This is a genomic window from Vibrio sp. 11986-1-5 (genome assembly GCF_963878025.1).
Lineage (GTDB): Bacteria > Pseudomonadota > Gammaproteobacteria > Enterobacterales > Vibrionaceae > Vibrio > Vibrio injensis.
This window is the reverse complement of the sequence record NZ_CAWNVW010000002.1, coordinates 1-15,426: the sequence shown is the minus strand read 5'-3', so window position 1 is coordinate 15,426 and position 15,426 is coordinate 1. Positions and strand designations below refer to the sequence as shown.

General features: G+C 44.1%; 12 protein-coding genes. All 12 read left to right on the top strand.

Features of this window, described 5'->3' with window-relative positions; all coding sequences use genetic code 11:
- The first annotated feature begins 50 nt into the window (after positions 1-50).
- A complete protein-coding gene (gene glmS, locus AACS00_RS00645) occupies positions 51-1,883 on the top strand; it encodes a glutamine--fructose-6-phosphate transaminase (isomerizing) (protein WP_110168164.1) in 1,833 nt (610 codons plus the stop codon).
- Positions 1,884-2,059: 176 nt separating this feature from the next.
- Complete coding sequence (locus AACS00_RS00640; RefSeq protein WP_219968437.1) at positions 2,060-2,734, top strand: RipA family octameric membrane protein; 675 nt, start codon at positions 2,060-2,062, stop codon at positions 2,732-2,734.
- 46 nt (positions 2,735-2,780) lie between these two features.
- Positions 2,781-3,077, top strand: a complete 297-nt coding sequence (locus AACS00_RS00635) for a hypothetical protein (RefSeq protein WP_110168163.1) — start codon at positions 2,781-2,783, stop codon at positions 3,075-3,077.
- A gap of 82 nt (positions 3,078-3,159) precedes the next feature.
- Entirely contained in the window at positions 3,160-3,459 is a 300-nt protein-coding gene (locus AACS00_RS00630; RefSeq protein WP_110168162.1) for a hypothetical protein, read from the top strand.
- Positions 3,460-3,552: 93 nt separating this feature from the next.
- On the top strand, positions 3,553-4,380 hold the full coding sequence (locus AACS00_RS00625; RefSeq protein WP_110168161.1) for a TnsA endonuclease C-terminal domain-containing protein: 828 nt from the start codon (positions 3,553-3,555) through the stop codon (positions 4,378-4,380).
- Complete coding sequence (locus AACS00_RS00620; protein WP_110168160.1) at positions 4,364-6,454, top strand: Mu transposase C-terminal domain-containing protein; 2,091 nt, start codon at positions 4,364-4,366, stop codon at positions 6,452-6,454. The genes AACS00_RS00625 and AACS00_RS00620 overlap by 17 nt, the downstream gene beginning before the upstream one ends.
- Complete coding sequence (locus AACS00_RS00615; RefSeq protein ID WP_110168159.1) at positions 6,451-8,097, top strand: AAA family ATPase; 1,647 nt, start codon at positions 6,451-6,453, stop codon at positions 8,095-8,097. The genes AACS00_RS00620 and AACS00_RS00615 overlap by 4 nt, the downstream gene beginning before the upstream one ends.
- Entirely contained in the window at positions 8,098-9,645 is a 1,548-nt protein-coding gene (locus AACS00_RS00610) for a TnsD family Tn7-like transposition protein (protein ID WP_110168158.1), read from the top strand.
- Positions 9,603-11,204, top strand: a complete 1,602-nt coding sequence (locus tag AACS00_RS00605; RefSeq protein ID WP_110168157.1) for a Tn7-like element transposition protein TnsE — start codon at positions 9,603-9,605, stop codon at positions 11,202-11,204. Before AACS00_RS00610 ends, AACS00_RS00605 begins: the two co-directional genes overlap by 43 nt.
- A 177-nt stretch (positions 11,205-11,381) precedes the next feature.
- Positions 11,382-11,756 (top strand): hypothetical protein, encoded by a 375-nt coding sequence (locus tag AACS00_RS00600; protein WP_110168156.1) that lies wholly within the window; start codon positions 11,382-11,384, stop codon positions 11,754-11,756.
- Between the two features lie 19 nt (positions 11,757-11,775).
- Positions 11,776-13,089 (top strand): DNA cytosine methyltransferase, encoded by a 1,314-nt coding sequence (locus AACS00_RS00595; protein ID WP_219968435.1) that lies wholly within the window; start codon positions 11,776-11,778, stop codon positions 13,087-13,089.
- Positions 13,090-13,120: 31 nt separating this feature from the next.
- The gene (locus AACS00_RS00590; RefSeq protein ID WP_110168155.1) at positions 13,121-14,809 is read left to right on the top strand and encodes an ATP-binding protein; all 1,689 of its coding nucleotides are present in this window, start codon (positions 13,121-13,123) and stop codon (positions 14,807-14,809) included.
- The last annotated feature ends 617 nt before the right edge of the window (positions 14,810-15,426 follow it).

The following is a 15,426-nucleotide window of genomic DNA, read 5'->3' as shown; positions in this document are numbered from 1 at the left end:
AACGGGCGATCTACTGGTGGAAAAAAGATCGAAATAAATGGAGTGTGAAGATGTGTGGAATTGTTGGCGCGGTTGCGCAGCGTGATGTGGCGGAAATTTTAGTCGAAGGTTTACGTCGTTTGGAATATCGAGGCTATGATTCTGCCGGCGTTGCGGTGGTGGATAGTGAGAATACGCTCACTCGCGTACGTCGCTTAGGAAAAGTGCAAGAATTAGCGGATGCGGTCGAGCAGCAAAAAGTCATTGGCGGTACAGGCATTGCCCATACTCGTTGGGCGACTCATGGTGAACCGTCAGAAATTAATGCTCATCCACATCTATCGGGCACGATTACCGTGGTCCATAATGGCATTATTGAAAACCACGCATCACTGCGAACCGTATTACAAGACCGTGGCTATGTTTTTGAATCACAAACCGATACCGAGGTTATTGCTCATTTGGTTGAGTGGGAGCGTCGCTCTGCAAGCACTTTGCTTGAAGCGGTACAAAAAACGGTTAAACAGCTGGAAGGCGCGTACGGTACCGTCGTGCTCGATTGCACCGATCCTAGCCGAGTTGTCGTCGCTCGCTCAGGCAGCCCAATTGTGATTGGTTTAGGTGTGGGTGAAAACTTCTTGGCTTCTGATCAATTGGCGTTACTCAATGTGACTCGCCGTTTTATGTTCCTTGAAGAGGGCGATGTTGCTGAAGTGACTCGCCGTGAGGTGAATATTTTTGCTGCCAATGGCGAGCAGGTAATGCGGGAAGTGATTGAGTCGAACGCTGAACACGATGCTGGTGATAAAGGTAAGTTTCGCCACTTTATGCAAAAAGAAATTTTCGAGCAACCCACAGCACTGATCAATACGATGGAAGGGCGCATCACTCACGATAGCGTCATCACCGAGAGTATTGGCGTCAATGCCGCGGAAATTTTAGCGCAAGTCGAACACATCCAAATTGTCGCCTGTGGCACGTCGTACAACGCAGGTATGACGGCTCGTTACTGGTTTGAAGCTTTATCCGGCGTGAGCTGTGATGTGGAAATTGCCTCTGAATTTCGCTACCGTAAATTTGTTACTCGCCCCAATAGCCTATTAATCACCTTATCTCAATCAGGCGAAACCGCCGATACACTGGCAGCGTTGCGCCTAGCGAAAGAGAAAGGCTACATGGCGGCGATGACGATTTGTAACGTGGCGGGTTCATCTTTAGTTCGCGAGTCTGATTTTGCTTTTATGACTCGTGCTGGAACAGAAATTGGCGTTGCATCAACCAAAGCTTTTACCACTCAGCTCGCTGCTTTACTCATGCTTGTCACCGCATTGGGCAAACAAAAGCAAGTCATAAACCGCGCGTTAGAAGCTGAAATTGTTCAAGCGTTGCATGCCTTACCAAGACAAATAGAGCAAGCCCTTGGCTGTGAAAAACAGATTGAAGCGATTGCTGAAGAGTTTGCCGATAAACACCACACGCTATTTTTAGGCCGTGGTGAGTTTTACCCTATTGCCGTTGAGGCGTCATTAAAACTCAAAGAAATCTCTTACATCCACGCAGAAGCTTATGCGGCAGGTGAGTTAAAACATGGGCCACTCGCACTGATTGATGCTGATATGCCAGTCGTTGTTGTGGCTCCAAGTAATGATTTACTTGAAAAGCTCAAATCAAACATCGAAGAAGTGCGAGCGCGTGGTGGTTTGTTGTATGTCTTTGCCGATCAAGACGCTGGTTTTGCTGAAGATGCGACGATGAAAATCATCACTATGCCGCCTGTTAGTACTATTACTGCGCCGATCTATTACACGATTCCGATGCAGTTATTGTCTTATCACGTCGCCTTGATCAAAGGGACAGATGTTGATCAACCACGTAACCTTGCCAAAGCAGTGACAGTCGAATAATCATGCTTCGATGATGCTGAGCTGATGTAGGAGAGGAATAAAGTTTCATACTAAGTAATAGAGATTCATACTAAGTATTAAAGTATCATCCTGAAATGGCGGTAATCGACATGGTTGCTGCCATTTTTATATCATCATACCATGTGCGTCTCATGTCTTATGTTGGGTGGAGAAGTATGGATCAGAAACAATATGATAAAACGTTTGATGTTGGTAATCCGGATTCCAGAAAATTGCAGGCTGCTTTTGCTCAGGTGTGTGATATTCGAAAATTTGAAATTGAATTATATTGGAAACGAGCTGCTTATTTTTGGGCATTGATTGTGGTTGCTTTCGCAGGGTACTTTTCAATTTTATCTTCTGAAATAACTAAGGTAGAGAGTAAGTATTTTTTATCGCTTGTTGTAGCTTCAATTGGATTTGTTTTTACATTTGCATGGTTCCTGTCTTGCAGAGGAAGCAAATATTGGCAGGAAAACTGGGAAAACCATATGGTTCTACTAGAAAATTCTATCACTGGTCCATTGTATAAGACCTTACTTGAAAGGCCAAAGCCAATGCCGTTCTTTGACAAATGGGTTACTGGTCCTGCGAGTATTTCTGTTTCAAAAGTTAACCAATGGGTAGCAGTATTTGTTCTTTTTTGTTGGGTGTCTCTCGTTGGTTTTTCACTATATAAATCTATTTTATCAAAATATTTCCTTATCTCTGGTGACATTATTGAATATGCTCACTATGTGGTAATTACTTTTGCTGCTATTTGCTGCTTGTTAATGGTTGAGTTTGGTCGTACTCATAAGAGAGCTCAAAATCCTATAGTTATTGGCCGATATGTAAAAATAAAAGAGTGAATATTGATGTTACACTAATAGAAACGATTAGTTGGAGTATCAACACATGAGCACCAAAGAATGGGTTTATCAGAGTGAGCAAGGATTTGGTTTATATCAGGAAATGACGCTTGAGAAGAATAATGATAATCCCGCGATCATTGAGATAGCAAACCCGGTTGATTTCAGAGTCAACTATACAACCAATGCCGACGGGGAAGCTTTCGGGAAGCTTATGGCTGAAATCCCGGCTGATGTATTCGATGAAATTGCGGTTGCCTGGTGTAAACAGAGAAAATTACAAGGCGCTTTCGGCGGCCCCGTAGGGAACGAATGGGGTGGTCCAGATTGCGACTACGAGTAGGTCTGTAGCGTTCAAACCGAAGGAAAGAAGATGTACTACTTTGCTGAGGATCCCTTCTAGGTAATGTAAACCTGGAGGGTATATGAAAAAATTAAAACAGCAGTACAAACACGCTGTTGATAGAAAATCTGCGGACTATTTGTTGTGGCATTTTTATCCCTGTATCCGAAGCGGTACTCACAAGCACTTTAGTACCAAACAAGAAAAAAGCTTTTACTTCATGCATTTGGTTGAATGTAAAGGTTATCCGGTAAAGTTTCGTGCCGCTCGTGGGAAAGCACTGGCCAATCCCTGGGACGACTATCCGGCATATGTTTATGATGTGGCAAAAAGCTGGAAGCATAACTCCAAGAGAAAGCATCAATATTACCGAGAAGGTTGATGCTATCGATCTTCACAGAAGATAAGTAATAGAGTTGCATACTCAATCCGTTGTCCTTATGCTTATTTTATCAGCATGGGATAGCGGTTTTTTATGGCAAAAAATAAATATTCGGCGTCGGAAACCCGATATGGACGCTGGCTCAAAGAAGGCCGGGGAAGTGGCCGGGGTGTTGATTATCAGCCTTGGCTGACTGTTCGGGATGTTCCTTCCGAAGGCCGTTCTCATCGCGTTTTCGGTCATAAGACACAACGAATCCATCACCTTTTTTCCGATCTGGAACTCGCCATTTTCTTTACGCTCGAATGGAACCCTCAAATTACCGATATCCGCGAACAGTTTCCTTTGGAACGCTCGGAGACTCGGCAAATCGCCAACGAAAACGGGATCAGGCATCCGGCGGATAGCGGTGTTGACCTGTATATGTCTTCCGATTTTCTGGTCAATAGCCTCAATACCAAACTGCCTAAATTTGCTATTCAAGGTAAATATGCCGAGGCGTTGCAAGATCCTCGGGTGGTTGAAAAGCTGGAAATAGAACGCCGTTACTGGGTGCTGAAGAAAATCCCGTGGTTTCTGGTCACTGAGAAAGATATTTCACCGGTGATGGTTCGAAACATCGGCTGGTTGTATCCGTCGCAACGAGATGAGCTGACCGATGAGTTATTGCTGGAAAGAACGGCTTATTATTCGGCGCAGTTCGAGTTGTCCCCAAACCGCACAGTTGTCGATCTGTGCAAGCATCTGGATGTCAGTTACCGGCTTCCGGAAGGACAGTCTCTGTATGAAATCAGGCAGCTTCTCTCTCAGCGCTGTTTCCATTTCGATATGACGACGGAATTCCATCGCCTGCTCGTCAAGGATCTCCAGCTTGAAAATATGAATCACCTGATAGGAGCTCGGCATGTTTCGAATCAATGAAGTGCTTGAGTTTGAACGGGAAAGGTTCCGGGTTCTGAGCTTGTTGGGAGATGAGCTGGTCTGGATTTCTATCGACGATCAATCGGCTTTTCCGGTATTGGTCGATACGGAAACGCTTTATCAGGGGATTGAGGATGAAACATTACTCCGGGTTGAAGATCCGTATGTTTATCTGACATTGGAAGTTCCTGAAGACGGCAGTGTCGCTCAGGTTAAACGAGACAAGAATTATGCTTTGATTCAACCGATTATCCAGTGCGAAGCATACTATCGGTCTGACCTGAGAGCGAAGGCGATCAATGCGGTGATGGCAGAGCATAAGACAACCAAGCAGACCTTGTACCGTTTGATTCGTCAATACTGGCAGCGTGGTCAGATCGCTAATGCGTTGTTGCCCGACTATAAAAACTCGGGAGGAAAAGGGAAACGTCGTCAGGCCGGGGAGAAGAAACTCGGACGTCCCAGAAAGTATATGCCTGGCGCCGGCGTTAATGTCGATGAGTTTACCGAGCGTCTGTTCCGGATAGCGATTCAAAAGTATCTGCTGAACGACAAAGGGTACACGTTTCCCTATGCACACCGCCGTTTCAAGGATATATATCAGACCTATTTCCCGGATGTCCCGGAAGCAGAGATTCCGACCAACTGGCAGATGAAGTATTTCTATCAGCGGGAATTCACTCAGGTTGATATGATCCGCAAACGGACACATCCGAAGATCTACAACAAAGACATTCGGCCACTTAAAGGTACGGCCAATCTACACGCGCTTGGTCCCGGCTCCCGGTTTGAAATCGATGCGACCATTGCCGATATCTATCTGGTCTCGGATAGCAACCGGAGCTGGATTGTCGGACGCCCGGTTGTTTATGTCGTTGTCGATGTATTCAGTCGCTTGATCGCCGGACTGTATATCGGTTTTGAAAATCCGTCTTATGTAGCAGCGATTCAGGCATTGCAAACGGCAATGACGGACAAGGTTGCTCTCTGTCATCAATATGGGATCGAGATTGAAGCGCAGGACTGGCCAGTCATTGGGTTACCGGATGCAATCCTTGCCGATCGGGGAGAGTTGCTTGGCAGTCAGATTGAAAGTCTTGAGAAAAGCTTTTCGGTCAGAGTGGAAAATACCCCGCCTTATCGTGGCGATGCGAAAGGGATCGTCGAGCGGAATTTCAAAACCATACAGGCCGATTTTACGCCGTTTGCTCCCGGTGTTGTGACAGGAACGACGGTAAAGAAACGGGGCGGCAGAGATTACCGTCTGGATGCAAAGCTATCCATCTCGGACTTTAAAGAAATCATCCTCTCTTCCATTCTGTACCACAACCAGTTTGCCGTGTTGAGTAAGTATGACCGTTCCGACGATATGCCGGTGGATTTGCCTTCGGTGCCGATCGAACTCTGGCGTTGGGGAATTCAGCATCGGACTGGTCGTTTGCGTGCTGCGCCGGAAAGAGAGTTGAGACTGAGTTTGCTGCCTCGAGCAAGAGCGACGATTTCTCCCTTGGGTATTTGCCTGTTCGGTCTCTATTACACTTGTGCTGAAGCAATGAGTGCCGGATGGATGCACCGAGGCAAAGCGACGTCTCGCCCGGAGAAAGTAACGGTAGCCTACGATCCGAATATTGCCGATGAGATCTATCTTTTCCCGGTGGAAGGGAAAAGTGAATTCTGGGTGGGTAAGCTTTCTGATCGTTCGCGTGAATTTATTCACTGTTCTTTCTGGGAAGTCTGGCAGATACAGACTCGTCAGAAGTCAGTGACGGCGACATCAAAAGTGGTTTCGGATGAGAAAAAACGGGCGCATGAACGTCGGGTGATCGACAAGATTCAGCAGGCCGAAGCAAGAAGTCCGGATGTTTCCGAGTTTTCTAAGCCTGAACGAATTGCAGCGATCCGGCCAAACAGAAAAGCTGAATTGGAGAGTGAGAGGGAAGACCGGAAACCGACTGAACCGAGTCAACCACGGGAACGTGCCGATGTCGTTTACTTGCCGGGTGTCGAGGAAGAAGATTACCAGTATCCCAGCTTTGTCAGTGAGCTGTTTGACGATGAGGACGATCAGGAATGAGTTTACCTGACAAATACGTGACGGCAGTTTATCGGGATACGGGCAACCCATCTTATCGGGGAAATCCGTTCATTGAGGCTTTACCGCCGTTGATGGAGCTGAAGCAGCTTAAAAAGGGACTTGAGGGAACGGTGAGCTTCTCGCCGGAAAATACGTTGCTGCCACCTCGTCAACGTGCGCATAGGGTTGCTTCGCTGTTGGATGATTTCTTTCAGCCATTGGCGCAGCATGTACTGTTGGAAGAGCGGATCTCAATTATGATCCGCCGTGGTTATGTCGGGAGAAATCTTCAGGACGGTTCACTCAACAAACATCTGCAAAACGGCTATGAGCGGATCATGTCCGGTGATATGACGAGTTTCAAGTTTCAGGATGCTCGTTCGACGGCCAGTTGTTTGTCATTGATCGGATGTTCCGGGAGTGGCAAAAGCTCGACGTTATCCCGTATTCTTGCCACCTATCCTCAGGTGATTTATCACGAGCAGCATAATTTCTTTCAGATTGCCTATCTGAAAATCGAATGTCCGAATAACGGCTCTCTCAAGAGCTTGTGTCTTAACTTTTTCCGGGAAGTTGATCGGGTACTCGGAACCAACTATGAATCGACTTATGGCCTCAAGCGACACGGTATTCCGACGTTGCTGGCATTGATGAGCCAGGTTGCCAATCATCGGGCAATCGGCGTTCTCGTCATCGATGAAATTCAGCGGCTCAGTATTCGTCGTTCCGGCGGGCGCGAGCAGATGCTGGAGTTTTTCGTCGAACTGGTCAATACCGTCGGGGTTCCGGCTGTTTTGATTGGAACACCGAAGGCCCGGCCAATCTTTGAGGTTGAGCTTCAGTCGGCAAGACGAAGTACCGGGCTCGGCTCTCTGTACTGGCAGCCGATGCCGCAATTTTCAGAGCAGCCGAACAGTAAAAGCGAGTGGGAGGCTTTCACCAATAAGTTATGGCGTTATCAGTGGTTGCAACGGCGGTATGAGGTTCTGAGCGAAGAGATCCGTGACTGTTGGTATGAACTCTCTCAGGGCGTACTCGATATTGTGGTGAAACTGTTTGTGCTTGCCCAGCTCCGTGCAATAGCGAGCGGGCTGGAACGCATTACGGTGAAGCTGTTGCGGGCTGTATACAATGATGAGTTAAAGCCGGTTCATCCGATGCTGGATGCCATGCGTCGGGGTGATCCGGAAATGGTTTCCCGCTATTCGGATTTGAGAGTGGAAGATATCGATAAACAGCTGCTGACGCTACATCGTAAGATTATTCAATTGCCTGAAGAAGCCGAGCTTCCGTTCAATCGGAATCAACAGGCAATGCGACTTTATCAGATGTTGATCCAGATGGATTGTCAGTCCGAATTGCTGATCCCGCTGGTTGAGAAAGTCTTTCAGGAGAAGCCGGATCTGACATTGCGGGAGATGATGCCGTTGGTTCTGGCTTGGTATGACGAGCGGCCAAAGCCGGTTGCTACACCACCCAAAGCAAATAAGGTGAATCCGGTCAAAGCCAAAGATTGGCATACGTTGGAAAGTCAGGACTTACGCTATTTATATGCTCAGAAAGATCAGGCGACGATGTATCAGACCGTGCGGGATCATGGCTTAATGCTGGATTTGCAGCATCCGGACAAATGGGCGGTGTAGATGCTCGGATTGCCATGTCCCTATCCTGAAGAATTGATTTATAGCCTGCTGGCAAGAGCAGGACTTCACTATGGTATCGAATCACCGAAAGCGTTGCTGGATGAAATCTATGGTGATCGGCGAGTTGTTGCGACCATTGACTTACCTTGTCGTCTTGCTCAAATCGCAGCGCATTATCCTGAAGCATTAAGCTTGGATGTTGTCTCTCTTATCTATCGGCACACACTGTTTCCACTCTATGCGCCGTTCATTGAGGAATCGAAACGGCAGTCCGGGATCAGATGGATGTCGGGAGCATCGAAAGGTGCTATTCATGCAGCTTTCGGTTTGGTGGCTTCGCGAGTTAAAGCACTGCGCACGCTTCATTATTGTCCTCAGTGCGTTGCCGAACAGGCCCGTCATTGCGGAGAAATCTACTGGCAACGTCTCTGGCAGGTTAGTGGTGCAGATATCTGTCCCGAACATGGGGTAGCTTTGCGAGTCTCCGGAACGGTGCCTCATCAACACCGACATGCCTATTTGATACCCGAAGTTCATTCGGAGGATCGGGACTGCGAAGTCTACCGGCCCGAATCTGAGGCCGTGACAAGATTTGCTTCAGCATTATTGTCTCTTCATCCTCAGGTTTCTCCGACATGCTATCAATGGAGCTGTTTTTACCTGGACTTGGCTCATTCGGCAGATTGCCGACGGGGAAGCCATGTTTTACATCAGGATGTAACAGCCAGAGTTAACCGGTATTGGTCGCCTCAATGGCTGGAGAAGCATGGTTTGGCACTGACGAGCAGCGATACATCCTGGAGCCGGGCCATACTGAGGAAACATCGCAAGTCGTTCAGTTTCCTACAGCATCTGGTCATGATCACGGCGTTGTCGGGAGAAGAACCTCATCCTGAATCGGTCTTGGTTCTGGTGAAACAGTATCAGCTCAAACCTCAATTGATTGTTTCGACTTACCGACAGGAAGAAGCCAATATCCGCGAGCGGCGCAAAGACTGGTTGATTCGGCTGAAGACAGATGGCTGTCAACGGGCCAGAAAACACCATAGTGGTGCTTTGTATGCGTGGTTGTATCGTCATGATCGAACATGGTTGCTCAGAATCAACCGGCGTTACCAGCGTTCCCATGTAACAGTAAATCAACGGGTTGACTGGCAACTCCGGGATAAAGTTTGTGTGCGCCAATTGATGAGGCTGTTACCGGATGTCCGGGATGATTTAACTGTTCCCCGGTTGTCGCGTGCGTATTACATCCATCGTTCGAAAATGGTGGCCAGTTTGCTGGAAAAACATTTGGACAAACTGCCCCGTACCAGGTTGTTTCTGAATGGGTATACCGAATCGGTTGGTGAGTATCAGATTCGGCGATTGACGAATGCGGCGTTATCTTTGTCCCGGCAGCAACGCCCTTGGATGCGTTGGCGGTTGCTGCGTTCTGCCGGTCTCAGCGAAGAACGGTTAACACCTCTGGCAGGTTGGTTTCTAAAAGGAGTAACGGAAGGTCTATGGGAGAATATCGATTTCAACATATCCCCGAAGATGCGGTAGTGCTCGGGGTCGGATCGCTCTTTCGTAAAAAGCGGAATAAATACTGGGGAATCAATCTGACGTTATCGAAGAAGTCAGAGCGGCCTTCGGTCAGTATCACCGGTGCGCCGTTGATCCGCCGTTTTAAACCGCTCAGTTCGCTACAGAATGATATTGCTAAAGGGAAACGCCTGTCGTTTACGATAGAAGATGCAACATTGTGGCAAAGAAAACAGCTCTCCGAGTGTGCGGCGATTCAGGCGATGAATTCGGTCGCAAACCGGGAACAATGGTGTTTTGAGATCATTCTGCCGGATGGGAAACAGCTTTATCTGCCTCAGTTCGAACTGGCCCGTGTTTTGTTTTTTCACGACAACTATCTGTCGCGTATCAGTTTGGAGCATGATGTGCTTTCCTCTGATTTCAATGTCCTAGAGGATGATGAAAAATGGCGGATCGACGTGATGCCGACGGCAACTTATCCGCTGGAGTCGTTTAACGATGATCGGTGCCGGCGGTTTCTGAGCTGGATATTAATCGATCCTGAAGCTAGGTATTCTTTCGAAAGTATTCACCGACAAATGATGCAAGAGCATCGGGTTCAGGGGCAATATCAGCTCTGGGACTTTTCGTTTCAGCCGCCATCTTTGGCCGGAACCCGATTGCAGGTGACCGGTTGGGATGATAGAAAAACGAATAGCTTTTTTGTCTGGGAAATTCTCCGGGTAGATGACTTGCCGTCAGCGATGCCGGAGGAGATTGATTTTCATCATCCGGACTTCGAACGACAAGTCAGTGGCAAAGGTGGCGGAAGTTATGGCCGGTCAGCAGAACGTCCCGATGAACACCTGTTGAATGATTTGGAAAGTGCCAGTCTGGATGTGAGCCGAATGGCTCTGGAATCGGATATGGTCTATCTGTCCTTCAAAACAGGCTTCAAGACCAACCGATTGCCATCCAAAGTAAAAATAACGCCTCATGGTAAGCCGGATGATGGACAGCCCAGCCAGGCTTCATCCGAACTCTCTTCTAATGACGGCGATGTAACCGGAACGATGCCGGGAGCAGAATGGAGCATCGTCGATGACCAAACCGATGACGCACATTTGTATGAGAATAAGTTTGCCTGTTTCTTTCAGATGATCGACTTGCTTGAAACAGAACATGGTTGTCAGGTTCGACGCTACCCTTTAAGAAAGTTGCCCAAATTGCCGCGCTGTAAAAAGCATATGCTGGCCGACGATGCGAATCCTCGATGCATGGCCGTTATTGAAGTTATGCATAAGGCACATACTTGCCATATCCTCGAAGTGGATACCTCGGATGCTGAGAAGTCATTGTCTACCATGATTATCAGGCTGAAAGATGCTTCACGATTGGAGGAGCAAGTAATCGAACTGGAAAAACAATTGCTTAGAGGATCGTTACGCTGGCCTCAAAGCTATCTGCATGAAATCTGCGGGGAAGGTAACTTTTCCGGGGTGAATCATCCGAAGTCCAAGCATCGAGGGAAGATTGATCCGATAAGTAGATCTTCTTGGGCCCGACGAATCTGTCTGTTTCTAGTCAATTTTGATTGACTTTGTCATTTTATCAAGAAATTACACCACTTCCTTATGCCTAACCAAATGAACTAGTAATCAGCTTATATGAGCTGACTTTTTGCGCTTATTGTTTGTATTTTGGTCTGTTTTGTATTGACTGTCTCAATTTTATGCGAAATAATATGAATGTATTCTTATAAATTTGAGACAAATATGGATAAAATATTTCGTCCTTGTGCAAAGATTAGTAAGGATGTCTGTGTTGCAATGTCTGAACAGAAACTTACGCTAAGACTTTGTGTTGAAAGGTTTAATCGTCGATATGGCAGGGAGATAGACTCAGGTCTATTATCTGCAATTAACAAAGATTTTGTTTATCGGATAAAAAACTGTGAGTTCAAGATTGTCAATTCACGTGTCGCAAAATTTTGCGAGTTCTTAGGGGTTGAACCCTATGAATCTGAAATCAAGTTTATGCATTTTGAAAAAGAGTTTGAAAAAGTAGAAAAGGTGGCCACTGATAGGCCGGAATTAAGAAATCAAATCAAATCATTACTACTCAATATTGCAAATATAGCGTCAGTTTAAGGATTACAAGGAGCATCGTATGGGGAGCATTTCAGATAAGTATGAGTTTTCATCTCTGCATAATAAGAAAATGACATTTATAGACTTATTTGCTGGTCTGGGAGGATTTCACACTGGTTTTGCTAAAAATGGGCATGAGTGTGTGTTTGCTTGTGAGATAGAACCAGCATTAAGAGAGCTATATGAGCAGAACTATGGAATTGTGCCTCATAGTGACATAACCAAAGCTGTCGAGGAAGAAATACCGCCACATGATGTGATTTGTGCAGGGTTTCCGTGTCAGCCTTTCTCTCTTGCTGGTAAGAAAAAAGGAGCAGAATGCCCGGAGTCAGGTCGGCTAATTGATCATGTAATAAGAATTGCAAACTACCACTGCCCCAAATTTATCGTACTTGAAAACGTACCAAATGTAATAACTATAGCTGATGGTAGCTTTTGGAAGCATTTAACAGAGTCATTTGAAAATATCGGTTATGTATTATACCACAAGGTTATTTCTCCTGTGGATATCGGTATTCCTCAGAACCGTAAAAGAATATTTATTGTAGCTGTTCGTCATGATTTAGATGTAGGCGATTTTGAATGGCCCGAGGTTAATAATTCAAAATCTGATTCATTATTAGATATACTAGATAATAATCTTGAGCATAAAAAATTAGAGCAGAAAAAAGTAGAGCTATTAGAAAATTGGCAGAGTCTTCTGTCTAAGCTAAACATTAGTAGATTGGTTTCTACATCGATTGTTGCCCCTGAATTTGGGGCTACTTATCCATTTGATTTTAGCAATCTAACTCTTAAAGAATTAAAAAAATATAAAGGAGCATATGGAACAGACTTATCTGAATGTAAAACATGGAAAGAGGTACTAGAACTTTTACCAAGCTATACGAGAAAGAATAAGTCTGTTTCAGGTTGGTTAGTTCAATCGGTTGAGTATTCTAGAAAACTGTACTTAGAAAATAAAAACGTATGCGATAAATGGACTGCTAATAATAACAAGGAATTCAATAGTTGGCAGATACTTGAGTGGAGGGGAGAGCATGATAACTTGGATGTTTACAAGCATCTTGTGCAGTTTAGAGCTTCAGGAATTCGAGTGTTAAAACCTTATATTGCACCATCTCTAATATCAATGACCCCAACTCAGATACCTGTTATACCCAAGTATAATCGCTATATGTCACCCCTTGAGGCTGCAAAGTTGCAGAACTTGCATGAATTACCTAATTTACCCTCTACAATGGTTAAATCATTTAAGGCATTAGGTAATGCTGTAAATGCCAAAGTAGTAGAATTAATTTCGAAAAATTTAAATATTAAATATGCAATTTAAATAATGTCAGATATTGGATAGAGGATTAACTATGAAAATTGATGTTTCTCCAGATATGCCTATGTACAATTTATTGAGAAGTTATCCTTATGATCTTGCGGGTGCTTTATCAGAATATATAGATAACTCTCTTCAGGCATATTTGGACGCTGATGAAGAAGTGAAAAAATATATTGGCTGCCTTAAAATTGAAATTAATATTTCTTTGAAAGATAAGCACTCTCAACATGTAATAGTAAAAGATAATGGCGTTGGAATTACTTCTAAAGGTTTGCAAATAGCTATGAAGCCTGGTTTCAAACCTGAACGGCAGAGCCTTCATGAGTTTGGTATTGGTATGAAAGCTGCGTCTGTATGGTTGGGACGAGAGTGGGATTTGAGAACTTATCCATTTGGCGAAGATCAGGTATATAGTCTTGATTTCAACTTAGATGAGCTTATTGAAAAAAACAAAAAAAATGTCGATGTAGAAGTAAAGAAAGCTGGTAAAGATGATGAAAATGGTGTGGTAATCTCAATAAGAAAACTAAGAGATATCTCTCAGGAAGAAGTAATATCGGCATGTACTCAATTACATGATACATATCAGATTTTTATCTATAGAGAAAAAATTCTTAAGATTAAATTTACTTTAGATGATACTTCTGCTGATTTAATGAATCAAACTCCTCGAGTTGAACCTAAACCACTAGACTATCCAACGGCTTATCTAACCAAACCTTCTTGGTCGACTGAAACTATTGCTTTTAAATATGGAGAATCTAAAGTATGGAAAGAAAATATTTCATTTGAATTTAATGGAATGCCTGTAAATGGTTTTATTACAGTTAGAGATAAGGCAAGTCAAACTAGTAATCCAGGTTTGGCTTTGTTTAGGTATAATAGACTTATTCAGGGAAGTTCAACGAAGGAGTACAGACCAAAGTTTTTGTTGGGGTCACAGAATAAAGCTGCACCATCAAAAATATATATGGAATTACACCTCGATGGTCAAGAAATTTCACATACAAAAGGAAAGTTCAACTTTGACGAAATGAGGCTTCTTCAAATTCTGAAAGCACACCCAACAGTAAAAAATTATATTGATCAAGCAGAGGCTCATAGACCTACTTATGAAGAGGAAAACAAAGTCATCGCTTGCTCTTCCAAGGATGAAGTGGACTCTACACTTCTTGAAATGAAGAACGAAAAAATCAAATCTAGTAAGAATAAAAACACAAAATCAAAAGCTCCTTATAAATCCGGTAATAGTGGACAGAATGATACTAAAAGTTCAAATCCAAAAAATACCCAGCCTGTTGATATTCTTCACACTATAAAAACTCCTAACTCTATTATTATTGAGGATATAGCGAAAGAAGCTATTGATTTATATTTAATAGATAAAATGTGGTCTTTTGCTCTTTGTTATCGAGTCGTGTTGGAAAAAATTGTTCATGAAAAATTAAAAGTCTCCCATCCTGATATATACACTAACAATTTTTCTGAAAAAGGCATTGCAGCGATACTCAAATATCTACATTCAAATCAAAACTTAGTTTCTGGGTCAAGGTGGAAAGCTTTAAGAAGATCTCTCAATACATTGTCTAATGATGAATTGATAGATATTACGAACCTTGCTTCCCATGGGCACAGCAAGCCAACTAAAGATAGACTGGATACGCTGTTGATCAATACCCAAGAGTTAGTTAAATGGACAATGGATACAGGTAACGATTAAAGCTCTAATTGCTAACGGCTAAATGTCTTGACATGGCTGTCAGATACGAATATCTATTACTCAATTTTGATAAGAAGAAGCAGAAAAGAATTGTTTAGTATGAAACTTTATTACTTAAATTTTTAAACCGGACAAGTATTGAAACTGATTTAGTATGAAACTTTATTTTCTATACTAAGATTTAAGCCCCTTGTAGATAGCGGCTTCAGAAAACCATCAGTATGATACTTAATTCTACTCCCACAGCTGATGTAGGAGAGGAATAAAGCTTCAAGTAGGAAGGGTATATCCTTTTGGGTGAGTTGGCTAATGTGGAAGGATACAAAGTATAGTGTCAGATAACACTGGGTAATATGGTTATCTCTCTACATTTCTGCAAGCAAGATCTTGCCCGGGCGAGCAAAAAGTTGCCCAGCTGGGCAAGATCTTGCTCAGCTTAAATTGGCTGTTTTTTAACTGTTTGAAATTGTTCGAATTTATTTTTGGCATACTCCTTGCTTTGTTGGTGTTGCATATTGCGACGATGTGCGTCGCGTTTATTCACACAATAAGGAATTTGCAATGCCAACTCCATGTTATATCTCTATCGAAGGCGAAACTCAGGGTCTTATCACAGC

Coding starts and splice junctions, on each gene's coding strand:
- glmS (WP_110168164.1), top strand. CDS start 51: ATGTGTGGAATTGTTGGCGCGGTTGCGCAGCGTGATGTGGCGGAAATT.
- AACS00_RS00610 (WP_110168158.1), top strand. CDS start 8,098: ATGCTCGGATTGCCATGTCCCTATCCTGAAGAATTGATTTATAGCCTG.
- AACS00_RS00640 (WP_219968437.1), top strand. CDS start 2,060: ATGGATCAGAAACAATATGATAAAACGTTTGATGTTGGTAATCCGGAT.
- AACS00_RS00635 (WP_110168163.1), top strand. CDS start 2,781: ATGAGCACCAAAGAATGGGTTTATCAGAGTGAGCAAGGATTTGGTTTA.
- AACS00_RS00630 (WP_110168162.1), top strand. CDS start 3,160: ATGAAAAAATTAAAACAGCAGTACAAACACGCTGTTGATAGAAAATCT.
- AACS00_RS00620 (WP_110168160.1), top strand. CDS start 4,364: ATGTTTCGAATCAATGAAGTGCTTGAGTTTGAACGGGAAAGGTTCCGG.
- AACS00_RS00600 (WP_110168156.1), top strand. CDS start 11,382: ATGGATAAAATATTTCGTCCTTGTGCAAAGATTAGTAAGGATGTCTGT.
- AACS00_RS00595 (WP_219968435.1), top strand. CDS start 11,776: ATGGGGAGCATTTCAGATAAGTATGAGTTTTCATCTCTGCATAATAAG.
- AACS00_RS00625 (WP_110168161.1), top strand. CDS start 3,553: ATGGCAAAAAATAAATATTCGGCGTCGGAAACCCGATATGGACGCTGG.
- AACS00_RS00590 (WP_110168155.1), top strand. CDS start 13,121: ATGAAAATTGATGTTTCTCCAGATATGCCTATGTACAATTTATTGAGA.
- AACS00_RS00615 (WP_110168159.1), top strand. CDS start 6,451: ATGAGTTTACCTGACAAATACGTGACGGCAGTTTATCGGGATACGGGC.
- AACS00_RS00605 (WP_110168157.1), top strand. CDS start 9,603: ATGGGAGAATATCGATTTCAACATATCCCCGAAGATGCGGTAGTGCTC.